Annotated in this window: 19 protein-coding genes and 1 tRNA gene; 6 read left to right on the forward strand and 14 right to left on the reverse strand. The window is 51.6% G+C overall.

All coding sequences use genetic code 11. The annotated features are described in order from the left end of the window. Window position 1: 1 nt before the first annotated feature. From SH302x_RS07845 to SH302x_RS07860, 4 genes are all read right to left on the reverse strand, one after another. Window positions 2-244, reverse strand: a complete 243-nt coding sequence (locus tag SH302x_RS07845) for a MoaD/ThiS family protein (RefSeq protein ID WP_479368178.1) — start codon at window positions 242-244, stop codon at window positions 2-4. Beyond that, on the reverse strand, window positions 241-1,701 hold the full coding sequence (locus SH302x_RS07850) for an anthranilate synthase component I family protein (protein ID WP_479368179.1): 1,461 nt from the start codon (window positions 1,699-1,701) through the stop codon (window positions 241-243). The genes SH302x_RS07845 and SH302x_RS07850 overlap by 4 nt, the downstream gene beginning before the upstream one ends. A gap of 238 nt (window positions 1,702-1,939) precedes the next feature. After that, window positions 1,940-2,941: a class II fructose-bisphosphate aldolase gene (fba, locus tag SH302x_RS07855; protein WP_479368180.1), complete on the reverse strand. Its 1,002-nt coding sequence runs from the start codon at window positions 2,939-2,941 to the stop codon at window positions 1,940-1,942. Window positions 2,942-3,091: 150 nt separating this feature from the next. Then, window positions 3,092-4,213, reverse strand: coding sequence for a S1C family serine protease (locus SH302x_RS07860; protein ID WP_479368181.1), 1,122 nt, complete (start codon window positions 4,211-4,213; stop codon window positions 3,092-3,094). Window positions 4,214-4,385: 172 nt separating this feature from the next. Between SH302x_RS07860 and SH302x_RS07865 the strand changes: the two genes are divergently transcribed. After that, on the forward strand, window positions 4,386-5,627 hold the full coding sequence (locus SH302x_RS07865; protein ID WP_479368182.1) for a thymidine phosphorylase: 1,242 nt from the start codon (window positions 4,386-4,388) through the stop codon (window positions 5,625-5,627). Window positions 5,628-5,787: 160 nt separating this feature from the next. Beyond that, window positions 5,788-6,567, forward strand: a complete 780-nt coding sequence (locus SH302x_RS07870) for a hypothetical protein (protein ID WP_479368183.1) — start codon at window positions 5,788-5,790, stop codon at window positions 6,565-6,567. Between the two features lie 107 nt (window positions 6,568-6,674). Here SH302x_RS07870 and SH302x_RS07875 read toward each other — a convergent pair whose 3' ends face one another. Then, window positions 6,675-9,161: a c-type cytochrome gene (locus tag SH302x_RS07875; RefSeq protein ID WP_479368184.1), complete on the reverse strand. Its 2,487-nt coding sequence runs from the start codon at window positions 9,159-9,161 to the stop codon at window positions 6,675-6,677. Window positions 9,162-9,424: 263 nt separating this feature from the next. Here SH302x_RS07875 and SH302x_RS07880 point away from each other — a divergent pair, with 263 nt between their 5' ends. Together SH302x_RS07880 and SH302x_RS07885 are read left to right on the forward strand one after the other, a co-directional pair. Next, window positions 9,425-13,015 (forward strand): PPi-type phosphoenolpyruvate carboxykinase family protein, encoded by a 3,591-nt coding sequence (locus SH302x_RS07880; RefSeq protein WP_479368185.1) that lies wholly within the window; start codon window positions 9,425-9,427, stop codon window positions 13,013-13,015. Window positions 13,016-13,193: 178 nt separating this feature from the next. Further along, window positions 13,194-14,057 (forward strand): formyltransferase family protein, encoded by an 864-nt coding sequence (locus SH302x_RS07885; protein WP_479368186.1) that lies wholly within the window; start codon window positions 13,194-13,196, stop codon window positions 14,055-14,057. Here SH302x_RS07885 and SH302x_RS07890 read toward each other — a convergent pair. The 3 genes from SH302x_RS07890 to SH302x_RS07900 form a co-directional block, all read right to left on the reverse strand. Then, complete coding sequence (locus tag SH302x_RS07890; protein ID WP_479368187.1) at window positions 14,024-14,602, reverse strand: hypothetical protein; 579 nt, start codon at window positions 14,600-14,602, stop codon at window positions 14,024-14,026. The two genes, SH302x_RS07885 and SH302x_RS07890, sit on opposite strands and share 34 nt — an antisense overlap. 146 nt (window positions 14,603-14,748) lie before the next feature. Continuing rightward, window positions 14,749-15,951: a metallophosphoesterase gene (locus SH302x_RS07895; protein ID WP_479368188.1), complete on the reverse strand. Its 1,203-nt coding sequence runs from the start codon at window positions 15,949-15,951 to the stop codon at window positions 14,749-14,751. A gap of 49 nt (window positions 15,952-16,000) precedes the next feature. After that, a complete protein-coding gene (locus SH302x_RS07900) occupies window positions 16,001-17,557 on the reverse strand; it encodes a response regulator (protein ID WP_479368189.1) in 1,557 nt (518 codons plus the stop codon). Window positions 17,558-18,388: 831 nt separating this feature from the next. On the opposite strand from SH302x_RS07900, the gene SH302x_RS07905 reads away from it, so the two are divergent. Continuing rightward, entirely contained in the window at window positions 18,389-20,194 is a 1,806-nt protein-coding gene (locus SH302x_RS07905; protein WP_479368190.1) for a hypothetical protein, read from the forward strand. A 363-nt stretch (window positions 20,195-20,557) separates the two neighbouring features. Here the strand turns inward: SH302x_RS07905 and SH302x_RS07910 are convergent. After that, a tRNA-Leu gene (locus SH302x_RS07910) sits at window positions 20,558-20,642 on the reverse strand. Window positions 20,643-20,956: 314 nt separating this feature from the next. Here SH302x_RS07910 and SH302x_RS07915 point away from each other — a divergent pair. After that, complete coding sequence (locus SH302x_RS07915) at window positions 20,957-21,796, forward strand: purine-nucleoside phosphorylase (protein ID WP_479368191.1); 840 nt, start codon at window positions 20,957-20,959, stop codon at window positions 21,794-21,796. Here the strand turns inward: SH302x_RS07915 and SH302x_RS07920 are convergent. The 5 genes from SH302x_RS07920 to SH302x_RS07940 form a co-directional block, all read right to left on the reverse strand. Further along, window positions 21,782-23,098, reverse strand: coding sequence for a COG3014 family protein (locus SH302x_RS07920; RefSeq protein WP_479368192.1), 1,317 nt, complete (start codon window positions 23,096-23,098; stop codon window positions 21,782-21,784). The two genes, SH302x_RS07915 and SH302x_RS07920, sit on opposite strands and share 15 nt — an antisense overlap. A 124-nt stretch (window positions 23,099-23,222) precedes the next feature. Continuing rightward, window positions 23,223-23,891: an LpoB-related protein gene (locus SH302x_RS07925; RefSeq protein WP_479368193.1), complete on the reverse strand. Its 669-nt coding sequence runs from the start codon at window positions 23,889-23,891 to the stop codon at window positions 23,223-23,225. Window positions 23,892-24,799: 908 nt separating this feature from the next. After that, a complete protein-coding gene (locus tag SH302x_RS07930; RefSeq protein ID WP_479368194.1) occupies window positions 24,800-25,126 on the reverse strand; it encodes an immunity protein CdiI family protein in 327 nt (108 codons plus the stop codon). An 18-nt stretch (window positions 25,127-25,144) separates the two neighbouring features. Then, window positions 25,145-25,465 (reverse strand): hypothetical protein, encoded by a 321-nt coding sequence (locus SH302x_RS07935; protein WP_479368195.1) that lies wholly within the window; start codon window positions 25,463-25,465, stop codon window positions 25,145-25,147. A gap of 145 nt (window positions 25,466-25,610) precedes the next feature. Continuing rightward, the gene (locus SH302x_RS07940) at window positions 25,611-25,991 is read right to left on the reverse strand and encodes a hypothetical protein (RefSeq protein WP_479368196.1); all 381 of its coding nucleotides are present in this window, start codon (window positions 25,989-25,991) and stop codon (window positions 25,611-25,613) included. Between the last annotated feature and the right edge of the window lie 762 nt (window positions 25,992-26,753).

The raw sequence follows: 26,753 nt of genomic DNA on the forward strand, positions 1-26,753 counted from the left end.
CTCAACCACCGCTCACTGGCGGAATCATTGCGACTTCCGAATGCGGGTCTGTGATCATCTCTGTATTGTGGACAAACTGGCCATTCAATGCAAATCGAGAGCGACCAACCAATGGCTCAAGCACTGGATGTTGAGCGACCAGCGTAGCCGCAATTTGGTCCAACGAGGCCGGCAACGGAACATCGAGCGTGACTTTGCGAGTGCCCGCGATTTCGGCGGCTCCGGCAAAGAGCAGGATTGTCACTGAGTCGTGGTGGTGGCAGCCGGGGCGCTCAATCGCTCGATTGCAGTCACCATCCCTTTGGCTTTGGTCCATGTTTCTTCCTCTTCTAGTTTGCTGTTGCTATCGTAGACGATGCCGCCACCTACATTCAATTGCCACCATCCGGCTTTGGACAAGATTGTCCGAATCAGGATATTCCAATCGCTGCTAGAGTCCAATGAAACGTAGCCCAATGAGCCGCAATAAGGGCCGCGATGCGTTGGCTCAAGCTCCGCGATAATCTCCATCGCTCGGACTTTGGGTGCACCGGTGATGCTGCCGCCTGGAAATGTCGCTGCTAGTAGGTCGGTAACATCCAAACCGCTTCGCAAGCGTCCTTTAACCGAACTGACCAGATGTTGCACTTGGGGATAACGTTCAACCACACAATATTCTGGTACTACGATCGAGCCAGGCTCACAGACTCGAGACAAATCGTTGCGGAGCAGATCCACAATCATGGTATTTTCCGCGCGATCTTTGGCACTGCAAGCAAGTTCTTCGCGCAGCGCTAGGTCCTCTGCCTCGCTTTGGCCCCGAGGACGCGTTCCTTTAATGGGTCGCGTTTCCACCCAGCGATCGGACTTCATCTGCAAAAAACGCTCGGGCGAAGAGCTGATCAGTTGGAAATCGCCACCGTCGAAGTACCCCGCAAAGGGCGCAGGCGAGTAATCGCGGAGTTCAGAATAAAGAGTCACAGCGTCGCAAAACGCTGGCCGCATCAGTCGTTGAGCCAAGTTGACTTGAAACACATCCCCCGCAGCAATATAAGCTCGGACGCGATCAATCGCTGCTTGCAAACCTGCTGAATCAAAAGTACCTATCCAATTCCGAGCCAAACGGGTGTCGAATTGGTCGGCCGTTAGTCCATGAGCGGTCGCATGCGGGGACACAGCGAATTTCGGATAAGCAGCCGATGACTCATCGCTGACTGGGTTTTCCAATAAACTCCAAACAAGGTTTGCACGCTGTGCGGCTCGAACTTGTCGAGATTGCGGATTCAACTCGGGCAGCCCTTGGGAAATAAGCCAGCCGCGATCCAGTACCTGGTCCCAAGCCAGGACCACATCGTAAAATCCAACCAGCGCTAACGGGTACTCAAATTCATTATGCTTGGCCGCAGGTATTCGTTCAAAGCAACGGCCAAGATCGTAGGACAGCATCCCCATGGCACCACCCTGCATTGGCGGAAGTCCCGCAATAGCGGCTTGCGTCGGTAGAGCTCGCAATCGCTTTGCAAAACCGGCCAGTGGATCTACGCAACGGCCGTCCAAGCGAAACGTATCGAAAGGATCTGCGGCCAGGAACGAATAACGCCCCAGATTCGGATGCCTGCGAGAGCTCTCCAACAAGCAGACATGCGGCAGATGTCGCAGTCTCTCCAGGGCCAGAGCAGGCACCAGATGCTCAGGTAGCGGTCGTACGACAGGCTCAAACATTTTCTTGCATACTCAGAAGAAAAGCCAACTCAGTTCGGACAGACCGAACCTGAGTTGGCTTCAATGTAGCTTCAACGCGCAAGCAGGCTGTTGATTTAATCAGCCAGAACGCGTTAGAGTCCGGTTCGTTCCCGTTAACCGGGTGCTAACGCACTCCGGCTGATCGTCATATTCCAGGTTGGGATTAAATCAACAGCTTGCAGGGTGCGTTAGGCTGATTCAACACAAAGCACGGTAGCTATTTGATCTTGCTGGCGTTTCCAGCTTGGCCAAACGCAACCATACGAGCGATACAAACTTGTTTCATCGCTTCTCGCGCAGGTTTCAAGTAATCACGTGGATCAAATTTCTCAGGCGATTCTGCCAAGACCTTGCGAATCGCGCCAGTGATCGCCATACGGCAATCGGTATCGACGTTGATCTTGCGAACGCCACTCTTGATTCCGCGTTGAATTTCTTCCACAGGCACGCCGTAAGTTTGCTTCATCTGCCCACCATACTTGTTGATGATGTCTTGCAGTTCTTGCGGCACGCTGCTGCTGCCGTGCATTACCAAGTGCGTGTTAGGCAATCGCTTGTGAATCGCTTCGATGCGGTCCATAGCCAATACTTCACCGGTTGGCTTCTTGCTGAACTTATAAGCGCCGTGACTGGTACCGATGGCAACGGCCAGTGCATCGACATTGGTATCTGCAACGAACTGCGCTGCTTCTTCTGGATCAGTCAGCAATTGGTCGTGACTTAGTACGCCTTCCGCACCGTGGCCGTCTTCCGCTTCGCCACCGCCTGTCTCCAACGATCCTAAGCAACCCAGTTCGCCTTCGACGCTGACGCCTTTGGCATGGGCAAGCTGAACGACTTTCTTCGTAACAGCAACGTTGTAAGCATAGTCGGCAGGGGTCTTGCCATCTTCCTTTAACGATCCGTCCATCATGACGGAAGTAAATCCGTTCTCGATGGCCGACATACAAGTTTCCGGCGAATTGCCATGGTCTTGGTGCATGACCGTTGGAATATGTGGGTACAGTTCAGTCGCTGCAATCATCAAATGACGCAGGAAGTTATCGTTGGTGTAAGAACGAGCGCCTCGCGACGCTTGGATGATCACAGGAGAATCCGTTTCCTTTGCCGCTTCCATAATGGATTGGATCTGCTCCATGTTGTTAACATTGAAAGCAGCCACACCGTAATTGTTTTCTGCCGCGTGATCGAGGACTTTACGCAAAGGAACCAGAGCCATGCAGACAACTCCCGAGTAGTAATAAGTGGTCACAAAGAATCAAAACAAACGCGGCGACTCGATTGCCTCTGCGTTTTCAAGCGAATGTCCGAGATTATGGTCGCATTCTCCCGATACGCAAGGCGAAAAGGCGTTGTCGCTTATTTTCGATCACGAGCGTTCATCCAGCGTCACGCTGACTTCCGTTCGCTTTTCATTGCGAATCAGCCCAACCACTACTGGCTGCCCGACTGGCGATTGCTCGATAATTGTCGAGAGTTCGGTAGGACTGTGAACAGCCTGTTCGGCGACTTGCAAAATCGTATCGCCACTTTGGATTCCGGCTTTGGCAGCAGGCGAGCCCGGTCGCACTCGCACGACGTAAGCTCCTCCGTTTCGGATGGGCAGGTTGAGTTTGACGGCGATCTGTTGCGGCAATTCCACCGTGGTTACCCCCAAAGCAGCTCGCCGCACCGCGCCACGCGACTCCAGCTCACTGACGATCCACTGCATCCGTTTGCTAGGGATGGCAAATCCAACACCCACAAAGGTGCCACTACTGGAAGCGATCGCCGTGTTGATCCCGATCAACTCACCGTCTAAGTTAGTCAGCGCGCCGCCGGAATTGCCAGGATTGATCGAAGCGTCCGTTTGCAGGAGCTGTCCGCTGACCAAGCCTTTCAGGATGCGGGACTTGCCGCTGATGATGCCTGCACTCACGGTTTGTTCTAATAGGAATGGGCTGCCCACGGCGATCACCCAGTCACCGACGGACATTTGGCTGGAATCGCCCACTTCGATCGCCTGCAGAGGTTCAGGCGTTTTGATACGCAGGATCGCGATATCGCTGGCCTCGTCGCGGCGAACATCGCTGGCTGGGAATTCACGGCCATCAGCCAGACGTACGCGGACTTCTTTTGAATTCTCGACAACATGGTTGTTGGTCACCACCAATCCATCTGCCGACAAAATCACTCCCGAGCCGGCACTATAATTCGTGGCGCTATCGTCCAACAATTGCAGTTGGTCCAACGTTTCATTGACATCCGCTCGTTTGGCCAAGACCACAACCACCGATGGCATGACCTTGGAAGCAGCTAATCGAAAGGCCGCCGATAAATCTCTAGCAGTATTCTTGGCTTCGTTGACATCGGCGATCAAATCTTTGGAGCTGACACTGGGTAGCCCAGGTGTTGACGGTCCACTGTCTTGGGCGAAAACGAACTGGCCAGTCCCGAGGGTACTTATCAAAGTGCCACAAACCAATTGCATAAAGCGGTGCGGTAATCGCATAATCAACCCACGTTTGCAGAATAAAAATGACTTCACAATCCCATTAGTTTAACCTGCTTGAGCAAACTTGGCAGGTGTGAACTTTTTCACAGGCTCCTACTTGCCTGTGGTTTTCACGCCACCTATCGTAAGAGCGATTCGTAAACAACCTTTTTTGGAGCCGATTTCCGTTATGTTTAACCCTATCAGTGTGATCGAAAGAAAACGTGACGGACACGAACTGACCCGCGAAGAGATTTATTCGATCGTCGCTGGATTTACGCAAGGGGCAGTCAAAGACTACCAAATGTCGGCCTTTACCATGGCCATCTGCTGCCGTGGCATGTCTAGCGAAGAAATCTCCCATATGACTGCTGCGATGCTGGGCAGCGGTCGCCGCTTGCAAAAAGTGACGGATCGACCTCGCGTGGACAAACATTCGACAGGCGGCCTGGGCGATAAAGTCTCCTTGATCTTGGCGCCACTGCTGGCCTGCCACGGATTGGATGTCCCTATGCTCAGCGGACGGGGATTGGGGATCACTGGTGGAACCCTGGATAAACTAGAAGCGATCCCTGGTTATCGCACCAACTTAAGCGAAGAAGAGATCGAGCAGCAATTACGGCAGATTGGTTGTGTGATTACTGGGACTACCAAGGATGTCGTGCCAGCCGATCGAGTCCTCTATGCGCTTCGCGATGTGACTGGCACCGTCCCTTCGGTCGCATTGATCACCAGCAGCATCATGTCCAAGAAAATGGCTGAAACGTTGGACGCACTGTCGCTGGATGTCAAGTTTGGCACCGGTGCGTTTATGCGAACACGCGAGCTAGCCGAACAACTGTCCGCTTCGCTGTGCCGCGTTGGCGAATCCTTTGGCGTCCGCACCACAGCCCGCATCAACGATATGAATTTTCCAACGGGTGATATGGTTGGAAACTTGAACGAAGTCTTGGAATCGATTGATATCTTGAAGAATGTTGGCCCGCGCGACGTCACCGACTTGACGATTGATTTATGCGCGGACTTGTTGGTCAGTTGTTCGGTTGCTTCAACGCATGCAGAGGCTTGTGAGAAGCTGCGAGCATCACTGGCGGATGGTTCTGCTTTCGAGCGCTTTGAAGAAATGGTGGCCAGCCAATCAGGCCGCTTGAAGGATTTGCCGAAGCTCGCAGACTGTTCCGTGTTGAAAGCTGATCGCAGCGGAAGTCTAACCAGCGTCGATTGCTATGCAGTCGGCATGGCTGTGATTGCATTAGGCGGCGGACGCAGCGAAGTTGGGCAAGCGCTTGATCATCGCGTGGGACTACGCATGATCGTTCGCCCTGGAGCCGTAGTGGCCGCCGACGAACCCCTGTGCGAAATCTTCAGCGATCACCCTGAGAAAACGCAAACCGCCAAAAAGTGGCTGCAAACTGCGTTCAAAATTGAGTAGACGTACATATCTCACTTTACAGTAGCAATTGATCACCGCAGAGCGATTGCTAGCGGCAACCTACGCCATGACGTACAATGACGCTTCCCGGCAAGTCGATCCTTGCATTTGCTGTCTGGGCGTACTTTACTTTCTAAGCTTTCCTATTGGGGTGCAGCGCATGTTCCAATCACGTACCTTTGCGGCCACCTTGGCTTTGTGTTTCTCAACTCTATCGACGGCGGCCATGGCAGTCGAATCAGTCCAAGTGGATATCTATCGCGGTGACGCGGAACAAGCGAGCGAAATTGTCACGGCGTGGAAATCGATTAACGATCAAGAGCTCGAGGATCGACGCGTCAAACTCCAACTCGCTTTGGTGCCCGAAGCAGAACAAGACGACCGTGTCTTTATTATTTGGACTGGCGTTCAACGCAATTTACCTATTTCCAAAGCACTGGTTAAGCTGCACGATACGCATCAACCGATGTTTTCTCTTGCCTTGCAGCCGACTGACTTTACTCCTTCCAATTGGGACGAGATTCAGCCAGATGAAGTCATTGAGTTGCGAACATACATTACTAGCGAAGGGAATCTAGCTGCGATTCACAATCGATTTCGCGATCATACCATTAAGCTTTTCGAGCGTCATGGCATGAAGAACTTGGCTTACTATCAACTGCTCAGCGATGAAAGGGCGACCGTCGGGGATATTCTGAAAGCTTTATCACCGCTGGGGCAAGAGTCTGCCAACGTCGAGGCAAGTTTGAAATCGGCTGAGAATACTTTGGTCTACTTCTTGGCTCACAAAAGTGCAGAAGCTGGTGCTGCTTCCTTCACCGCCTTTCGTGCTGATCCCGAATGGATCAAAGCCAAGACCACTTCCGAAGAGTTGGCAGGAGGATCGTTGACCGTCGGAAATGGCGTTAAGAGTTTGTACCTAAAGCAAGTCAAGCCGTAGGTATATCATCAGTATGGCGAAGAGCGCGACTTGTGATTTACAGCGGTGTGAGAACAAAGGTCGCTCAACACCGCGAGATAGATTGACGCTTGTGATTCGCCGCCGGCTTACTTCGCATACAACGGTGAATCAGGGCGGCCGCCGCTGCGAAGATAAGTCACCAGGTCACGTACTTCCTCAGCCGATAGCGTGTTCAACAATCCGCCTGGCATCATCGACACTGGGCTCGGACGCGTTTCGACTATTTCACTACGTTTAACGCTTGTAAAGTTCTCAGGATCCAGCATGTTGGTCGCGATGCTTAGACGATCGCCATTCATATTCGCGACTCGACCCACCACCACGCGATCGTCCTCCAGTAAGAACTGAGTTGATTGATACTGATCGCTTATTTCTTTATTGGGTTCAACAATTGCCACCAATAAATCTCGCACCGAGAAGCGACCGCCAGCGCCGGTCAGGTCCGGCCCTTGGATACCGCCCTGCCCTGCGAATCGATGGCACTGGTAACACTGAGCGACTGCAAAGAGCTTCTTGCCGTTCTGGTAGTCAGCACCGCTTGAGGATTCCAACGCGGTGGCCAGTTCATCGACATGCCACTCCTTGACGAAGGTGCGTGCTTGCAAGGCTGCGGCTGGGTCGATCTTTGTTGGCATCTTGAAGACCAGGTCGCCTAGCTCTGCCTTGGTCGTATCGTCCAAGGTGGCGATCGCAGCTTTGCGAATATTGTCGATAAAGCCGCCGAATGACTCGCCTCCGCGGGCCGAAGCGACATCAAAGAACCATTGGAAATAATCGCGACGACTCGCTTCATCCCACCCGGTTTTTATTTCACGCAGGCAGAGCGCATAATGAATTTGGTCATCGGCTGAACCGCTAGTCTTCATCAACTCAACCGATCGAGCGACCGCACCTGGAGCTTTCAAGTGCAACAGCACTTGAGCCAACTCGCGGTTGACCAGTGGAGCGTTTATGTCGTTCAAATAGTGTGGCAACAACTGAGCAACTACACTATTGCGGTCCTCATCGGTGCTCGTGCCAAGTCGAATGTATAGCAATTGATAAGCTCTCAGCAGTTCCAGTTTTGCCGTGTCATTGAGCGACGACCAAGCGATGCTGCTGAGCGAAGCGAGCATGGGCGATAGGTCGGAGGCTTCACCGGTTCGAGCTAGCGCGACGGCGGTGGTGATACGGGAAAGTGAGTCTTGCAGCTTCATTGCATCGGCTCGCCAAACAGCAGGCGACTGATGCTCTAAAACAATTCTGGCAGCACTGCGAACTGCGCGGTCCGGATTGCTCAAATGCTGAATAGCCAATCGAATGTAAGCTCCATCTGCATCTGGATGGTGACCAGCTTCCAACTGACGTCGAAGCTCCGCTTCGGCAGGGACTGAAGCAATGACGGATTTTGGTGTAACCTTGTCCCCTTGGTAACTTACGCGATAAAGTGCGGACTGTGTTTTGCGTCCTCCCACAGCCACATACAGACAACCATCTTGTGGCCGTACCACAAAATCGGTGACCGCCATGGGGGCTGCACTGATGAAGGGCTTCAGACTGCCTTCGTACGTCCCGCCTTTTGGCTCTAATTCAACCGCATAGATGACACCATAGCTCCAGTCGCCAATTAGCAAAGCGGACTGATAAGGTTCCGGAAAGTTGGTGCCGTATCCAAAGGCGATGCCCGTAGGCGATCCATAGCCTACATCCACCACCGAACCAAACGAGTCTGCTGCGTACTCGGGGTACTTTCCTGTACCATTTCGCCAACCAAAGTCGACTCCGCTGACGACATGATTGACTCGAGTAGGGCGATACCATGGGGTTCCAACGTCCCATTCCATATCGGCGTCGAAGGTAAACAGATCACCTTGCTTGTTGAACGCAATATCATATTCATTACGAAAACCAACCGCGATCAATTCCACATCGCTGCCATCGGGATTGAAGCTGAGCACAAAGCCGCCTGGCCCCATGCGGTCCGCCATGAACCCGCGTGCGTCCGGCATGCGTCCCAACAAATGGTCGTTGCCCCAAACCTTAGGCACGCGTGAGTGATGGATCGCTTCTGGGATTTCGCTGTCGTTGCCCGAGCAAGCGTAGAGTCTTCCGTCAGCCCCTTCAATGATTGCGTGTGGCCCATGCTCCGATGTGCCCGACATCGGGATAATTCTGGCAGAAGTCTCAAACGTTCCATCGCCGTCCATGTCTTGTAGACGATAAACTCCGCTGCCCTCCGCAGCATCGCGTCCATTCACATTGACATACAGTCCATCTTTGGTGGGACAGATTCCTTGGACCATACCTACAGGTGCGGCGATGGACTGTATTTGTAACTCTTTGCCTTCGCCGGGCAGATGGACACGATACAAGCCCCCATACTGGTCACTAACAATCAGCGAGCCATCGTGGTCCACGGCCATGGCTACCCACGAGCCTTGCTCGTTGAGTGGCACTTCGTAAACCAAATCGATCTGAAAGCCTGCTGGTACTCGAAATGCATCAGGAGGTGTCGAACGCAATTCGGCTTGAGCATGTCGCACGAGACTAAACTGTACTGCGAATGCTAGAAAAAAAATGGAGAAATTCTTCATCGCTTAAATTGTGCCAAGGGAAATTTGGGAAGGTGGGGAAGTGATCCTAAATATGATCGGGGACCCTAGATGATATTTCAAGGGTAGATATCGCACCAATCCAAACTTGGCTGTTCCGAGAACTTTTTGTCAAATGCTCATCGCAGAGAGTGAACTCGTGAGAAGTTCCATAAACCGGTAGCTTGGTTGCTCTCCTGTGCAATTGATTTCGTTATATTCAGGCGTGTTCCCGCTTCTGTTCAAACGAGATCTTTATTCGAAATATGAACGCTAAACCCAATACGCCACCCAATGGTCATAGTTCCAGCAATGTAACCAGCCTGCATGATGCAACCTATCAAGGGAAGCTTAGCGATCCGGCGATCCCAAATGGTTGGGAAGGCATGGTCGAAGTCGAAAACAAGTTGTCTTGGTCGCGGCTTCAATACAACGACCAACATTCGGGGGATTTGTTGCGTCAGTACATCTATATTGAGATGGCTGCCAGCGATTTGGTTTTAGATGATGTGGCTAAGGCGAAAGTGGATTTGCCTGAAGGCGTTCTTGCCAACCTCGAAGAAAAAAATCGTTTGTTAGCGCAGCTTCGCGCTCCCATCGACAATCGCATCGAAGGCTTTCTGAATCAACACTTCGCTGATCTCAAACTTGATTCGCCGCTACGACTTCCAGACCAAACTCTTGTATTGGATAGACACGGCATGGCTCGCGAACTTGCCCTGCCCGATAATGGCAACTATTGCAAGAACGAGTATGTCAGTTCTTATCGCTTGGCCAACGGCGTGCTGCACAATCCGGCCGCCGACCGACGTACAACCGCTGGCACCTTCCATGTGACTGAAGGTGGCTTGCCAATTCCGGATGATAAGGTCGCTGTTCCGAAAGCGGTTTTTGCGGAACTGTTCAAGCGCGCGGTCACTCCGCCAGACTCTTTGTTGGAACTGCCGTTTACATCCGGAAGCAATTCTCCTGCTTACACATTTGTCTCGTTGCTTGTTCGCCCGCTGGTCTGTCCGCGCGTGGAGGGCTTTAGCCGTCGCAAGACCATGGAGATTCGATTCTTTGCACCTGGCGCATTGGTGGCAAACTTGGACTTTGTGGAGTCGATTTTTGGTAATGCCGGTGATCCGTTAGTACCGGAGAACGATGCGGCATTGGATGTTTTGCATTGGACTGGTCATACTGGCTGCGTGATCCTGGCTCCGCATCTGACGAAAGTCCCAAAGAAGGATTTGGGACTACCGCATTGGGATGCAGCAACCGAGCGTCAGCGAGCGCATGGGATGGCGTGGAAAACAGAAGATGAGTTATACAATGGCGGACAAGCGTTCAAGCTAACCTGCCGTACCGCCGATGGCGTGATCGTTACCTTGATTGCAGATAATTACTTTGGATACTGCAAGAAAGAAGTAAAGACACAGATCAGCTATGCCGCGAATCTGCTCGGGAACGTCGAAGAGGAACATGCTGGCGGCGCGATTGCTTTCCCGTCGCATCATTTAGGTGAAGACTTTCAACTGGATTCCCGTCGTTACAACGGTCGAACTTTTGCAGATGTTGCCCGCGACTACGGAAATCACTTTATCGAAATACATGCGGACGGTTATGGAGTCGACAGCCAATGCCCTAACATTATTTACGTCAACGAAAGTGCGCACTTCAGTCTTCGCGATCAGCAGATCACCTGGGTACAGAACGGATTTGAGAAATCATTAAAGCTCGAAGCCGATAAAACATATATCGCGCCAAGTGGCTATCGTTTGAAGATCGAGAAGCACCCATGGGCTCCTTCGTGGCGCATCGTCGGCACCAGCGGCGAAGGTACCGTCTGCCATAAGCCTTGTACCGTTAGCGGTGGTGGGAAAAGCGAAATCAGCAAATCGTTGCGAGACTACATGCTGGCAGGGCCAATTTTCGTCGCCAACGTCGATGAAGATTTTGACCTCATCGATAAGATTCTAGCCCGCGATTACAGCGACCGTTGGAAGCCGGATGCGGCTGACAAACCAGATTATACCAAGCGAAAGACGCGTAAGATCCTCGATCCGAAACGTTCACTGGGCAGTGTCATCAAACTGCTAACTCCCTCGGATGAATATACGGACGAGTACAACAAGTATCTCGCTTCGATCCCAAACCACATTTACCCGATTGTTTTTGCAGTCAAACGATTTGCAAAACCAGACTGGGTCGATTCTTGGCGAAACTACTTTGGCGTCGATGTGGTCAATGGTTCCGATGGGCATGAGCTGAAGTATGGTAATCGAAAAATAGTCGGTCTCTACCTCCGCGTCGGCTTAGATACGCAAGGCCGCTGGCGTACTTACAAGTTGCGTCAGGATTTTGCTGCCGCTGTTAAGATTCAATTGGAAGACGACATCACGGCTTCCGTAGTCGCCCCAGGTGCCTCGCTGCCACATCTTCCCGCAGTGAGCAAAGACCGCAGTTATAAGTTTGTCGCCAATTGCGAGTTCCGTTTGTTCCAAAGGCCAGACGATGCTGTTCACCGCGGCTTCGATAAACAAACGGAGAATGATGTCGCCGCCAAAGGGAACTTCTTCTGTAACTATCAACCGCTGACCAAGTCCGATGTCCAAGCAGAACGAGAAGCGGTCGTGGACTTTGACCAGTATACCGATCCGATGAAGGCTACGTTGAAGGGGTTCACGTTGGATGAGACTTCCGAGTTCATCGTCAGCAACGCTCACCCTCGACTGGTGGATGGCAAGCCGAGCAAGAACCCACGCTATCTGCAAGATCGCCCCGACTTGGTAAATCCGCTGGATCGATACGTCGCGATGCGTGCTATGCAATTAGCACGATCCTCGCCACCTAATGTCGAATTGCCGACTCCGGTGAACGCGATTCTTTCCGGTCGCCGAAACAATCCTCCAGATGCCAAAGCTGGGTATCGGTCCTTGGCGGTCTATAATCCGATTCACTATCAGGAGATGCCTGAACTGTTCATGGATTACGTCTGCTCGTTGACCGGCAAGAGCCCATCGACGACCGGTGCAGGCAGCGAAGGCGCGCTGACCAAAGGTCCGTTCAACGCACTGCTGCCTGTCCATGACTTAAACGCTGCCATGGTCAGCATGATCTTGTGTGGTATGGGTGGGTTTTCAACGGCTGCTGGACATATTGGACCAGATATCGAGGTCAGCCATGACATCAGTTTGTTGGTCCCAGAAATTTGGTGTCGCCTGTTCCCCCACGAACGCGAACCCGAGTATTTGATCCAAAACGGAATGCTCAAACGCCTCGAAGATTTCGATTACGAAGGCAGAACGATCAAACAGTCGCGACTAGGATATCGAATCACCGCAAAATTTGTCGAGCGTTTCTTTGGTCGCGTTTTCGACAACCCGAACAAAGTCTTCGATTCCAAGATCCTCAAGCCAGAGGAGCAGGATATGACCGCCTACGTCGACGGAATTGACCACATCACGGAAGTCCAAAAGCGAGTTGCACTGCGCTACTTCGAAGATGGATCAATCGACAAAGCCATTCCGCCACTGCGTGCAATCCTCGAAATCATGGCTCATGATCACTTTGAAGGCAAAGATCAAACCGATCCAGAAATCGTACGACTTTTCGATCGTGCAGAAATGCTCAAGAGCGATTGGTACAAAGCTCGGCTGCAAATGAAGCAAAAGGTGGATCATCGCTTGTGGGAACGCCACGTCGCATATTTGACCGAGTATTGCGCGCGAACAACGCACAAGACCGTCATCTCTCGGCTGAAGTTGGACGAGCGACTGCAAGAAGCTCGTGAACGACTTGCATATTGCCAAAGTGAATCGTACCTCAACCGCGTTCATGCAACCTTGGGCGTTGATCCGACACTGTATAGCTAACGGACCTAGCCTTCCCGCGGTTTCCGCGCGACGGACAGTAGCTGCTGAGCTATTGTCCGTCATTGCGGCGTTTTGATAGACTTCTCTTGGCCGCCGCCCTTCAGACGACATCGCACAACGTGCAGATGGTCGACCGGCCCTCGCTCATTTGACACAACTTGCCTGCAAAATAGCTCTTATGGAAATCGTCATCACGGCCGTCGGTCCAGATAATGTTGGACTAGCTGACCCCATCATTCATGACATCAGCACACGGGGTGGAAACATCGCGGAGATCCAGATGTATGACCATGATGAAGCGGCAGTTTTTGCCATGATGTGCAGACTGCACATTGACGCAAGTCAGCTAGCCCCTATTCGTCAACAGATGATCGAAATCGGCCAGCGCAAGAAACTCGAGATTCGAGTTTGGTCGCCCAACGTTCGCGCCGATAAGCCGAGACTTGCGATCTGCACCACCTTTTTGGAAGACGTTCCGCGAGCTTTGTTGGAAGCGTTGGATGACCAGAGCATTCGCGCTGAAGCGACCGTCATGTTGGGCAACCGGTCGAAGTGTTCTAAGCTTGCGGACGAATTCAGTGTGCCTTGGGAGTATATTGGTCGCGACGATGGATCGGCCGACGATGCATTGATGGTCGAACTGCTGGACCGATACGATGTCGACTATATTGTCCTTGCAAGATACATGCGCGTGCTGCCACCTGATACTTGTTGGAAGTTTGCTGGGGGCCGTATTATCAACTTACATCACGGATTGCTTCCCAGCTTTCCAGGACTGCGGCCTTACCACGATGCGTATGCCGCTCGCATGTTAACCTTTGGCGCGACCTGCCACTTTATTGTCCCTGAACTGGATGCCGGGAATCAGATCATCAATCAGCGAACATTTTCGGTATCGCATGGCACTGCGCTGAACGAAGTCATCCAAATTGGACAACGCGAAAATGAACCCGCGTGTTTGGTGGAGGGCGTGCGTCGAGTGGTCGATCGCGAAGTTCAATTGCATTTTCACCGCGTCATTGCTTCGCGCCCACCAGTTTGATCGTCGATTGCTTCATCGGGATTTTCGCCCGCTTCCGTTGCATGAGGCATTGTTTCCAATAATGTTTCCAGTCGCTGACGCAGCAGTAGCATCTGATCTGCGCTCCATTGCTGCCCCACATGCGCCACTACGTAAATGACAGCGAGAATTCCTATGGCAAGTATCGCCAGCCATAGGCCCCACATCGTTTCTTTCAACATCCACTGCGAGTAAGCCAGAATGGCCGCAAAAAAGGCAGAAAAAATGGCTAACAAGTATGCAATCCAAACACAAGTCCAGACGTCCACGCGCGGAGCAAATCGACCATGAATGACAGTCTGTAGATGCTGCTCAGGGTCAGTCTTGTTTTGAACATAAAATGAGAGATGCGGGGACCACAAACGATGCTCTGAAGCGGGCAAATGAAGCTCACCGTACTCGCCGTGCATCAAGAAGCTATCGCGCCGTCCGATTTTTTTGCATTCGCTCGCCAGATGATTTAACAATGTGTGCGGTTCGCACGGCACAACCAACTCGAACGTTGGACGCATCTTAAACCACTGCATGATCGCCTCTTGAATACTTCTGACGTGGATTGGCAAGCCTGCTGATTGTGCCTCGGTCAGATCTACATTACATACAACGCGGTCGTACCAACTAACGACTCGCAGTCCCAGCTACGCTCGCTGCAGTGTAACAAACTTCGAGGCGTCTAGGTGGCTGGTGACTGCAGAACCAGCAGGCTAACTTCTGGTTTGCAATTGATGCGGAGCGGCTGTGTCCCCGCTAACCCTCGCGAGACGTGCATCACATAGTCTTGCCGTTGAAAGATACCAGAGGCAAAACGGCTGCCATGCCAACTTGGGGAGATGATCGGGCCGACCAACGGGAGTCGAACTTGCCCGCCATGAGTATGCCCACACAATGTCAGTTGGCATGCGTTTTCTATCGCCCATGGCCACTGGTCTGGGCCGTGGCTGACTGCGATCCGAAGTAAATTGGTGGGCCTTTCGTTACGCAATTCTCGCTCGCTGATGTTCCTTTCGGCAAAATCGAACCAGGGGCGTTCGTTACCAAACAGTTGCAGATGCCTCTGCCCCTTGGTGCAATGGAACTGATGGCTGGTCTTGCCAAGATCCACCCACCCGAGTTCATTCATTTGTTGTCGCACTAGCTCCGGATCCGCTATTCGCGTGTCGTGATTCCCCAAAACATAGTAGCAGCCAAGCGGTGCTTGGAGTGGTCGCAAAAGCCTGCTCAAACAAGAGATGGTATCTTCTCGGTCGATGAGGTCTCCAGACAAGATGTATAGGTCTGGTCTTAATTCTGAGATCGCCTGTAGTGCGGCCACATAATATCGGTCTTCATACCAGCCTGTCAGATGTAAGTCCGACAGATGCGCAATACGCAACGCGTGCCATGCCTGAGGTAAGCTTGGAATCGAAAGGTGTTTCGTCGACACGTCAATCCAGTGAATCTCATTGCCTGGAAACTTCGCCAGCCCCTGCAACCAACGCGGTTTGAACGGGATCTTCCCATGACGCTCCGTCGTGTTAATCAGCGCCGACTGGATGTTCGCAGCGTGATTTCGTTGCGACCAATATTCCGTTCGACCCAATATCCAGCCTGGCAATAACAAGCACAGACTGCTCACGTTGACTGCCGTGAAAATCACAGCTGGCCATGACAACTGGGCCAGGGCACGAACATCTTGCAGCATTCGAAGAATCACTGGACCGTCGGTAGTCAGTACCAGGATGGGTATGAATACAAAGCTGGCCAATATAACTTTTTCTATGCGTTTAATTTGTCTGCGTTCAAGCCCCGTCGCATTGATTCGATTGAAAGCAAATACATGAAGCGCGCCGTGGCCAAAGACGACAGCCAGTACAAGTATGCATCCGAGGGCTGCCATGAACCGTCACATTTCTAGTGCCAGAGACTAGCCGAATTAAAGAGGAGAACTAAGCTGCCGAACTTTGGTACACGTCCAAGATGGTTTCAATCACGCTGACCAATTGATCCAAACGAAAAGGCTTAAAGAGAATTGCCTTAGGATGCAGCCCAGCCTGGCGTGCTTTTACGATAGAGTGGCCTGGGTCATATCCAAAACCTGTCATCAGCACCATGGGCACCGGAGACATGTAGTTCTGTAAACGCATCATCAACTGATACCCAGAGAAATCGGGCAAACGGATATCGGAGATGATCACATCATACGCTTCGCCTTCGGCACAATTGCGGACCATCAATACCGCCTCTTCGCCTTCTTGAGCCGTCTCAACGATGCAGCCGTAGCGTTCCAACAACGTATGGGCATCGTTGCGAACTTGTTCATCGGCATCGACAACCAAAATGCGGCTGCCACGGAATTTCTGAAATTGCACCGCGTTACAACCCGGTGGAGTAGCCTCGGCTGGCGATAGGGATTCGCCAATTCGATGGATCGCTCGTTTCACCTCGCGAGCCCGCTTCAAGATCCGCTGTAAGCGACCCGTGACGGCCACGTCGTGCCCGATGTATTTTTCCATGATGTGAACTGCGTTCAGCAGGATATCGTCGATCGGCAAAGCTACCGCCGCGTGAATTGCCTCACAGCTTTGCTGCGCAGCATTGGTGCCCTGAGCCACCAGTAACTCTAGTGTGTTCAACGCGACTGCCACATCACGTGCAAAAATCTCCAAGAACTGCTGGTCACTCTTATCAAAGGCACCCACCACTGGACTTTCAACGTTGATCGTACCGATCAATTGGTCGTGCAGAATGATCGGCACCGTGAGGGAACTGCGAGCCCCTTGAAATCCCTGGAGGTAAAGCACATCGCATGTGGTATCCGGACACAAGTAGCTCTTGCCGCTAGCCGCCACGTATCCTGTCACACCATTACCACGCGGACTTGCTTGCAACCGTCGATCGGCCGCCGTTTGGTCAATCCCAACCGACAGCAGCGGTATCAAATTGCCAGTGGCATGTTCTAGCAGACGGATTTCGATGACTTCAACGTTCAACAAGTCCTGGGTGTAATGACGAATGTTATCTTTTAGCAATTCGATACGTTGTTCAACATCCATCGCAAAGATCTCGTCAGGTTTGAGATCTGTAAGCTGCGATCCAGCCTGGTGAATTGCCGCCAGCTTTTGCTGTTGGAGAATCTCAGCCGTTACATCGCTGAGTGTGACGATCAGATACTTGTCGTCACTGCTGCCGTCAGAACATGCGGTTTTGGGAGATGGCACCGCATACAAGTGATAGAATTTGCCATTGGAACATTGTAGCGTGCAAGTGGAAGAACGATCGGTAGCGAAAGCTGTCTGCAGCGGACAGACCTCGGTCCCCATCGTTTCGGGGTTGTCCAATGCTTCATAGAACGCTTGTCCCAATAAAGTCTCTTCGCTGAACCAGTTCGCCAACTGGCGATTGACCCAAACCACGTTCAGACGCTGATCGACGACTGCTACGCCTTCGGGCAAGCAATCTAAAATTGCGTCTCGAGTCGCTTCAAAACTTTGCTGCCCCACCATTTTCAAATTCCTACCCGAAATTCTCCAACGCGCCTAATGATTGATCACCCAAGAGTGTTGTCGCATCACGTTGTTCGAAACACACAACACCTTAAGTCATTACGCTATTTAACCACGCAAAGAACAAACAATACCCTTCAAATTCTTAAGTATCGACAACTATATGGTTGTTAATCAGCGATAGCAATTCAGTTTTCGAGACAAAACCGCTGACGGGTCGGCGATAGTGTGGCAGAAAAATCCGAGACATGAAGCAGTCGCGGAAGGCAGGATTAAGCTCTAGTTCGGTGCGTGTCCCTTAAAGAGCCTTAAAGAGAATTGCAACGCCTGAGATGTTGATTCCGTTGCAACTTCAACGGCAGGCAGTTCGCATGCGATCGACTTGATCGCGCCGAGGATTGGCTGTAAAGAATTCCGGAAAATTATCCTTTGTTGCTGACGGGCACTTGGCTGGGAAAGGGCTGTTGGGGCCTGACTATGTGAAGTCTCCGTAGTTTTTTGGTGAAATTGCTGTACAGTATAGGCACGCTGCGCCCCTGGGAATTGCTTGTTGGAACAGCGTCGGATTGTACAGTTGTTAATTTAGAAAAACTGGGCAATTTTTGCCGGTATCGTCTTCCAAGTTAGGCTCTTCAAGATAAACTTCTGTCATTGTTCAATTCAGGAAAGCCTGCATACATCTGTACAACTAGAAATCCCGCGGAATTTCTTGAATTCGAACAAGGAATTGGTTTTCCGCTTCGATCCAAAGCGAACGCTTTTGGTCGTTGGATATTTGTGTGGTGGTGGGGGAAGAAGCCCCCGTTTATAAGCTTTTTTGAGGAGACAGCAATGAAGTTGCGTCCGTTATATTTTCTGGGATTAGCAGCCATTCTTGGCGTTAGTCCGCTTTATGCACAAGACTGCGGATGCAGCAGCGGCACCCCCGTCGTTAGCTCTTCTTGTGATTCTTGTGGTGGAGCAGCCAGCAGCATGGGTTCTGCTTGTGGCCCAACGATCAGCTATGTCGAAAAGACCGTCATGGTTCCAACGACGGTTGCTGAGACTCGCATGGTCAACAAGACGATGTGCAAAACTGAAGAGCGTACCCGTACTTACACGGTTACCAAGCAAGTTCCACGCGTTGAACAACGCACTAGTGAAACTACCGTTATGGTTCCACAACAAAAGACTCGCACCGAGACTTACTCGGTAACGGTTCCTGTGACGACCCAAGTCGAGCAATCTTACACCGTCCAAGTGCCTCGCACTGTGACCGAAGAAGTTCCATACACTGTGAACGTTACGGTTTACGACGACAAGACTGAAGAGTACACCGTCCAAGTTCCAACCACAGTGCAAGAAGAAGTTGCATACACTGTGATGGTTCCAGTGACAACTCAAGAAGAGCAAAGCTATACCGTTATGGTTCGCAATGTTGTTCAAGAGCAAGTTCCTTACACGGTCACCGTTCCTGTGGTAACACAAGAACAAGTTCCTTACACCGTGATGGTTCCCAAGTATGAGACCGTTGAAGTTCCTTACACTGTGCAAGTGCCTGTTACAACGCAAGTTGAGCAAAGCTACACAGTCAAGGTTCCAGTTACGGAAACTCGTACCGCTTCTCGTACTGTCTGCCAACGCGTTCCAGTCACCACGACCAAGACCGTTTGCAAAGACATGGGCAGCTACCAAACCGTGATGGAAGAAGTTCCTGTGGCTAGCTCTTGCAGCGTCAGCAGCTCCTGCGGTTGTGCAGCTCCTGCTGCTCCAGCATGTGGCGGTTGTGGCACTTCGGCTTGCGGCGGCGGATGTGGCGAAGCAGTTAGTGCTTGTGCACCTGCAACTCGTACCGTTTGCAAGAAGGTTTGGGTTCCAAACATCGTTACAGAAGAAGTTCCTGTGACGACCTATACAACTCAACAAGTTGAGCAACCTTACACGTACAACGTCACCACTTATAACGACGAAGTTCGCACTCGTATGGTTAACCAAACCACCTACACAACTGAGCAACGCACTCGCAGCGTTCAGAAGTGCACGATGGTTGCTGAGCAACGCATGCGTACCGTGAACAAGTGCAGCTACACCACCGAGCAACGTACTCGTACCGTTAGCAAAGTTGTTTGCACTCCTGAAACTCGCACTCGCATGGTCAACAAGACTGTGATGCAACCAGAAAACCGTACTCGTACGGTTAGCAAGGTTGTTTGCAACACCGAAACTCGTACACGTACCGTTAAGGTTCCACGAGTTGTTCAAGAGCAAAAGACTCGTACGGTAAGCAAAGTGGTTTGCGATACTGAAACCAAGACCCGCATGGTTGCAAAGACCGAGTACAAGACCGAAGAACGTACTCGCGAAGTTAGCTACTGCGAAATGGTTGCCGAAACCCGCACCAACACTTACAACGTGACCATCATGGACACCGTAAGCGAAGAAAAGACCGACACCTACACGGTCCAAGTTCCTTACACCGTTCAAGAAGAAGTAACTGTCAACGTTTGCAAGATGGTTCCACAAACCGTTACCGTTCCAGTAACGACCGGTTCTAGCTGTGGTTCGTCTGTCATCAGCGGCAGCGCTTGCGGTGCAGCAGCATCGTCTGGCTGTGGTTGTGCAGCACCTGCAGCAGCTCCAAGCTGTGGATGCAACTAAGTTTACGGATGTCGAACGGGTTTCCCGGAAGACTGACTAACTAAAAGCAGAAAGCCGACTTGCGGTAACGCAAGTCGGCTTTTTCGTTTTCACAGCGAAGCTGGCCGACGAGCAGGAAAACTTACCCCACTATTTCTAGAGAGCGATGTAGGTGCAGCAAGAAACCGGACGATCCACCTAACGAACTGGTGGGAGTTGGATCGCGCTGCAGAGCCAAGCATCGACGCGAAACAGAGCCTTGTGCCTATTTTTCGCAATAGGATTGGTGCGCTGAGGCAATCCTGACTCGCGAGCATGTCCGATCGGGGCTCTTGTCCACGTCGGACATCGCTTTGGTGTTCTAGACAGTTGCTTAGACTTCAGTAGCCGAGGCGGGACTCGAACCCGCACGAGGTATAACCCTCCCAGGATTTTAAGTCCTGTGCGTCTGCCATTTCGCCACTCGGCCATCTTCGCTGCCACCGACCAAGGCTTCGTCTCAAATTCAACTCACCGGCTCGTCCAAGCAACGGCGAAAATTATAGCGTCTACCGCCGCCATGAATAGACTGCACGTGGTCGAACCCGCAGACTTCTCTACACCGACATAACTGCTCGCAAACTAGCGGTAGCCAAAGGCTACACAAGGCAGGGTGCGGACCAGGAACTGGCTAGAACTACGACTTAATGCTCGCGTTTTTCTAACCTGCGTTGCCAGTTTCTGTGTTCAGACACATAATACGATCCAACTTTGCACAATGATCATTCCTGGAGTTCAAGTACAATGCTCGATTTGTTCGACAAAATCAAAGAGTCCGCTGCGTTCATTCGGTCCCAATGGAGCCAAACTGTCGATGTCGGTATTGTGTTGGGAACCGGTCTTGGGCCGCTGGTGGAACAGATCGAGATTGAAGCGGCGATCGAATACGAAAAGATCCCCAATTTCCTAAAGTCGACGGCTACCTCCCATCGCGGTCGGCTGGTTTGCGGCAAACTGTGCGGGCTCAATATCATGGCTATGGAAGGACGCTTCCATATGTATGAGGGCTATCCACTTAAGGACATTACGCTGCCGATTCGCGTTATGAAGGAATTGGGGGCCAAGCTGCTGGTCCTCTCCAATGCGTGTGGAGGACTGAATCCTAACTATCGTGGCGGAGATATTATGTTGATTGACGACCAAATCAACTTGATGGGAGACAACCCGCTGATTGGAATCAATGACGACCGCCTGGGCCCTCGATTCCCCGATATGTCACAGCCCTACGACAGCAAGCTGATTGACGCAGCGTTGGCGGTGGCTCGCAAACACGATATCGTGGCTCATAAAGGAGTCTTCGTCGCAGTCGCCGGTCCTAACTTAGAGACACGGGCGGAGTATCGCTTCTTGCGGATGATCGGTGCGGATGTCGTCGGGATGTCAACAGTTCCCGAAGCTATTGTCGCCGCGCATGCCGGCCTTCGTACCATCGGTTTTTCGGTGATCACCGATATGTGCTTGCCAGATGCGCTGCAGCCCGCGAACGTGGAAGAAATCATTGCCACAGCGAATGCCGCGGCTCCGCGTTTAACCAAACTGGTGATGGGCGTACTGGAACATGTCAAAACATCAGCGGCTGGTTGAGACACTTCCGATCACTCGGTCATTGGGGAAATTTGCCAGTATGTAAGTATTGCTGGCATCAATGACTTCCACATCCGAAACGTGTTCGCTGCCGAAGGGTCGACCATGATTCATTGCCTTCAGGCCAATCCGATGGCGGCCCGCCGGCATCTCAATTCGAATCACCTGAATCTTTCCTGGCAGCAAACTCCAACACCGTGTGTCCGCGACTTCGGTCGCTTCCCACGCCACCCCCGCTGCATCCATTGCCAGTGAGATGAGCGGGTCGGTGTTCATCGTGTCCTTTGCGGCCACGATTGTGGTTTTCTTGATGATCCTACGTGCGACGGCTCGGGCCAGGATCTCTTTTCGATTTAACTCATAGGCCCCAATTGCTAAACGGTCGATGTCTGCAATCGTCTCCGTTGGCCCCACTGGGCGTTGGTCTACACTGACAAAGACTTGTTCCGTCGGTGACGGAGTGATCTGAATGGCAGGAACTTGGATAGGAGCAATCGTCGGTGGAACGTGGTAAGGTCCGGCCGCGGAAACAATCCGATCGGCAATCAAAAGTACGTCGCTGGTCGGTTGTTCTGTAACCGCGACTTTTTGAGGGCCTTGTCCCACCAATGCAAAGACATAAACGACACCCATGCCCGGTTGCGAATGAACGCCTTGTCTAGCGCGATGCAAGTCAAAAGCAAAAGCACGTACTTCGGGATAAAGTTCGCACACGCGGCCGTAATTGGAAATCGCTTCGTCGTAGTCATGGAAGGTCGCTTCGCGGAGCATGCCTCGCAAGTAAAATCCGAATGGCACGATGGGGTATTGAGAGATCTTTTCTTCTCCCAGCCGCTCATAGGCCGCTTGATAGATGGCCTGTTGCTTGCTATCCAATTGCAAAGAGTAGCTTTCCGCATCTACGCCGCCATTGAATAAATTGCTGAGTGCCAGAAATGCTCGTAACAGAATTCGTTCGTATTCCTCGCCCGCATAGGACCTTGTCCGATCGTCTGTCCAATACGACGTTGCCGACTCTGCAAAGGATTTCTGCTCCAAGTGATCGAAACGATCACGGATCTTTCGCAAACGATTCTCGCAAGATACTGCATCCCCGCGGGTCAGGTCCACGATGGCAAGATCCAACTCAACACAATCTTTGTCGCTGCGTTTATTGGCTAACTTCTCTAGCTGATAAACGCTTTGTTCTATGTTGTTGGAATAGAAAGCTTGCCTAGGGGCAGAAATCCGTTTCGCATGTGTGGCGCAACCCACTGTAAACAGCAGGCACATTGCAACGACAGTGACCAGCGCGTGTTGCATGTTAGCTTAGGTGTCGACCTGCGTTGAAACTCGGTAACGGCAATGAATTCGACAATGAGGTATAACGGCGAGCGGCTGTTCCATGGACTACGCTTCGTTACACCAGAGATAGTCTGAGAGTGGATTAGGATTTCAGCGGGTTATAATTCCAAAACTTTCCAACTGGCGATTTGTGGTAGCCCTTGCGCACCTCCGCCGACTGTTTGTCATAAGCACCAGTCCGGATATCAGTCAGTTCCAATGTCAGAAGATAGTCACGCTGGGTGCTTTTGTTCTTTTCGGTGGTTCCGCTGGTTAAAGTCGCATACAGCAGATAGTCGATGGGAGCCCCTTGTCGCTCGAGGGTTGCGGTGAACAACTGCATATTGCTAGGCACCAGCAGAGAATCAGGTCGCAGACGGGTTTCCTTCAATGCTGCATCGACCAAACGCCGACTGATCGGTTGAAAGCAATCCGATTGGACAATCTGAGTGTCGATCTGCTGATATAGTTGATCTTTGAAATCGCCTAACTCTTCGGCGCTCTTGTTCTCAATGCCTACGAAACAGATTGTTTTGCACGCTGGTTGGCCATCGTAACTGACTAACTGGTTCGGTGAGAATTGGGACTGTCGCTCTAACAGTTTTGCGACGGCTTCGTCGACCAACGGATCGAAGACTTCGGCTCCTGCCGCATGTGAGCCCACGATGTTGGAATCATCCTTTTTCAGAACATGTGCATACTGATAGCTGCGGCACCCTGCAAAAGAAGTAGCAGAAATTCCAAGCAATAGAAAGCTTCGTCGTTTCATCATTGCATCCATGCAATTGGGTAATTGTACAGCTAATCTTTGACGTCTTAGCTGATGTCGAAAGGAAGGCCAAAAGGATTCATCGACTAAACTAAGCCATCAAGCTCAATGTTCTCGGATTGGTCAGCCGGATGGTCTCAGATTACCTATCTTGTTGCAAGGGTACTTTCTGAGGATTGCTTGCATTTACCCGCTGACTGAAATCTTGCCGAGTTTCGACATCAAGTTTGTTGTAACGCCTTTAGGCGGAGCCGGTTTGCGTATTCCGAAGGCAGTGCAGTCTGAAGCCAGAACTACCAACAAACATCGAACGCAATTGCGTCGGTATCCCCCAACGCAGCAACGTTCTACGACTGGCTATCAATGCGGCCTGTTGAGTACGCGGTCAAACAACTTTCGCCCTGCAAATGCTATTAGTGCGACCACGGGCGGCGGAAAAGGTGTCAGGAACCGAATCAATCGATTTGACATAAACGGTTCCTGACACCTTTACTCCAAGACCTTTCTGAGCCTGCCTAAAGTGCAGCAACTCTTCGACTGTGTCTTGAATCTCGGCACCGCGGAAACGGTAGATAATCTTGTCCTTGAAGTTGATTTGGGCCAAAGTTAAACCACCGTTTGGCCCGGGACCATCGACATCAATGAATTGTCCGCCAGCCCTACGGAACAACTGTCGATATACTTCTGGATCGTCTCGCCTGCAACGCGAGTCGGGATGCGCATTCTTTGCCTGCTCGCGCTGAACGCATCATCGATCAATCCCTTAACTGGGGCTACGCCGAAATCGATAGAGGCGTTGGAACGAGACGCAACCACTGAATAAAGAACAAAGCAGACTACGACACAAAGCAGAAAGTTCTTTTTGGTTCGCAGAAAATCTACAGGTGTGTCGTAAGTCACGTGTCGGCTCCTTATTGCAATAATCTACTTTCACTGTTGCTGAAGTAAACGACCCTCCAATCGGTACCAAGAGCTGATTTCAGTAACTCCCAGAGGCGTCTACCCTCGAGTTCAAACGCTTGCTCGTCGTAGGCGTTGGCGAAGCCAGAATCGGGTGGGTAGTCCTGATTCAATGTGGCGTCATACCTGTCGGCCCAATCCTTGAGAGCTTTCTGAATGTCATCTGGTATTTGTAAAGCATCGAGTGCGTCAAACTCAATTGGCCCAGGTTGGTCACCATCTACCTGCCATAGCACCGTGCCGCCGTAATCCGCCATCAACTTTAGTGTCGTAGTCATAGTTACTCTTGAAATAATTTACTTTGGAAACGCCGTGACAATGAATCCATTGTTCGCAATACCTATGCCGATCTGATGCGTCTGACCGTTGAATACAAATTCGTAGATCGATCGTACATTTCGCCCAGTTCCCGATGTGCCAACAACTTTTCCGTTCGTAAGTGCTTCGAAGATCGCATTCGGAATTTGGTCTTCCGGAATTCCCTTTCTCGCGAAATCGTCCGCATGACGCTGAATGATGTGTTGAAGGCCCGCACTTGCATTCCCCTTTTCAAGGAACACGATACGCCCGTCAGCAAGTTTTCGAATATCAATGATATCCGCAGGTGTATGTTTCACACCAGCTTTGGCCAGAAGGTCGAGCAGTCCACCCTTTGGGGCACAGCCCTAATTAGAAAAACCGGTGTTCTCCAACACCGCCACCGAAAGGAGGCCGAAAACGACAGCATGGATAAGTGCCGCTATGCGTCCCATGTTCTCGACATCAAGTTGCTGTTACCTCCCAATGTTCGGTATCACCAAGAAGTGATTGTTTGGCGGACTTGTTCAGTGATTCAGCGATTGCCATCGCAACGGCATACGAGACACCAACTTCGGCTCCTTTGCGGATAGTTCCTTTCAGCTCGTAGATATCCAATGATAGACCTCCCGCCAGGCCGAGCCGTCGCCGTGCATGTGTCAATCCTTCTCCGCAGAAATAGCGAATCGAATCTTCTGCGAATCGTTCGCCATCGTCGTTTTCCAGCTCCGGACTCATCTTGAATTCCAACTGCAGCTTCCGCTCGCTCAATTCTGTCGCCAGGACTGAGACAACGCAGTGGGATCGCATCGTACTACTTGAGAGTGACACCGTAGCTATAGTCATAGTCGAGTCCTAGTGGGTAAATGGCTTAACTGCATTTGGGGCGACCCTGAATCCCATTTGTTCAAGTGCAGCCTTTACGCCTGGAAGTACGTCAGATCCAAACTGGAAGGTGTAGCTAATGTTGTTGATCTCGCTTATCACGCCAGCCGGGCGTATGGTTATCTCGCCAGCGGCAGATGCCGCTTGTCCGTTCCCAAGTGTCAATTGCAGGGGGAAAAGGTGGCAGGAACCGAATCAATCAATTCGACATAAACGGTTCCTAACACCTTTACTTTCATTGTCACTTTACAACCCCCATCAGCCTAGAAAGATCGCGAGTGACGGGTCCGGCTCTATGGTTGGAACCGCGCGCGAGAGTTCGAGATGTTCATTGGGCGTAATCAATCCCCATTCCAATAAAGCTGCCAAATAGCCTTGCCAACAACATGCATGCCTGTCGTCGTAGTCGTCTTTTGATCTGGCTTCTTCAAGTCGTTTTCGAAGTTCTTCATATTTAGGCATCTCCATTTGCTATGTCCTCGGAACAGTTACAACCCAGTCTGGGCCGTGGATAGTTATTGATTGAATCTTGCCACCAAGTCTGTTATCAGCACCATAGGCACGCCGAATTCCTCGCTCAGCAATCTCTCGGGTGATCCCCGTTTGGTATCGGGCAGCAACCAAGATATGAACGGCTTGCCCCCGCCCATCCATTACTCGGCTTGCAATGGCTGCCGAAATTCCGTCCGACGTTGCATTGACGACACCCGAAACCGTCTTCAG

The sequence above is a fragment of the Njordella calcicola genome, assembly GCF_056494125.1.

Coding starts and splice junctions, on each gene's coding strand:
- SH302x_RS07850 (WP_479368179.1), bottom strand. CDS start 1,701: ATGTTTGAGCCTGTCGTACGACCGCTACCTGAGCATCTGGTGCCTGCT.
- fba (WP_479368180.1), bottom strand. CDS start 2,941: ATGGCTCTGGTTCCTTTGCGTAAAGTCCTCGATCACGCGGCAGAAAAC.
- SH302x_RS07860 (WP_479368181.1), bottom strand. CDS start 4,213: ATGCGATTACCGCACCGCTTTATGCAATTGGTTTGTGGCACTTTGATA.
- SH302x_RS07865 (WP_479368182.1), top strand. CDS start 4,386: ATGTTTAACCCTATCAGTGTGATCGAAAGAAAACGTGACGGACACGAA.
- SH302x_RS07870 (WP_479368183.1), top strand. CDS start 5,788: ATGTTCCAATCACGTACCTTTGCGGCCACCTTGGCTTTGTGTTTCTCA.
- SH302x_RS07875 (WP_479368184.1), bottom strand. CDS start 9,161: ATGAAGAATTTCTCCATTTTTTTTCTAGCATTCGCAGTACAGTTTAGT.
- SH302x_RS07880 (WP_479368185.1), top strand. CDS start 9,425: ATGAACGCTAAACCCAATACGCCACCCAATGGTCATAGTTCCAGCAAT.
- SH302x_RS07885 (WP_479368186.1), top strand. CDS start 13,194: ATGGAAATCGTCATCACGGCCGTCGGTCCAGATAATGTTGGACTAGCT.
- SH302x_RS07890 (WP_479368187.1), bottom strand. CDS start 14,602: ATGCAGTGGTTTAAGATGCGTCCAACGTTCGAGTTGGTTGTGCCGTGC.
- SH302x_RS07895 (WP_479368188.1), bottom strand. CDS start 15,951: ATGGCAGCCCTCGGATGCATACTTGTACTGGCTGTCGTCTTTGGCCAC.
- SH302x_RS07900 (WP_479368189.1), bottom strand. CDS start 17,557: ATGGTGGGGCAGCAAAGTTTTGAAGCGACTCGAGACGCAATTTTAGAT.
- SH302x_RS07905 (WP_479368190.1), top strand. CDS start 18,389: ATGAAGTTGCGTCCGTTATATTTTCTGGGATTAGCAGCCATTCTTGGC.
- SH302x_RS07915 (WP_479368191.1), top strand. CDS start 20,957: ATGCTCGATTTGTTCGACAAAATCAAAGAGTCCGCTGCGTTCATTCGG.
- SH302x_RS07920 (WP_479368192.1), bottom strand. CDS start 23,098: ATGCAACACGCGCTGGTCACTGTCGTTGCAATGTGCCTGCTGTTTACA.
- SH302x_RS07925 (WP_479368193.1), bottom strand. CDS start 23,891: ATGATGAAACGACGAAGCTTTCTATTGCTTGGAATTTCTGCTACTTCT.
- SH302x_RS07930 (WP_479368194.1), bottom strand. CDS start 25,126: ATGACTACGACACTAAAGTTGATGGCGGATTACGGCGGCACGGTGCTA.
- SH302x_RS07940 (WP_479368196.1), bottom strand. CDS start 25,991: ATGACTATAGCTACGGTGTCACTCTCAAGTAGTACGATGCGATCCCAC.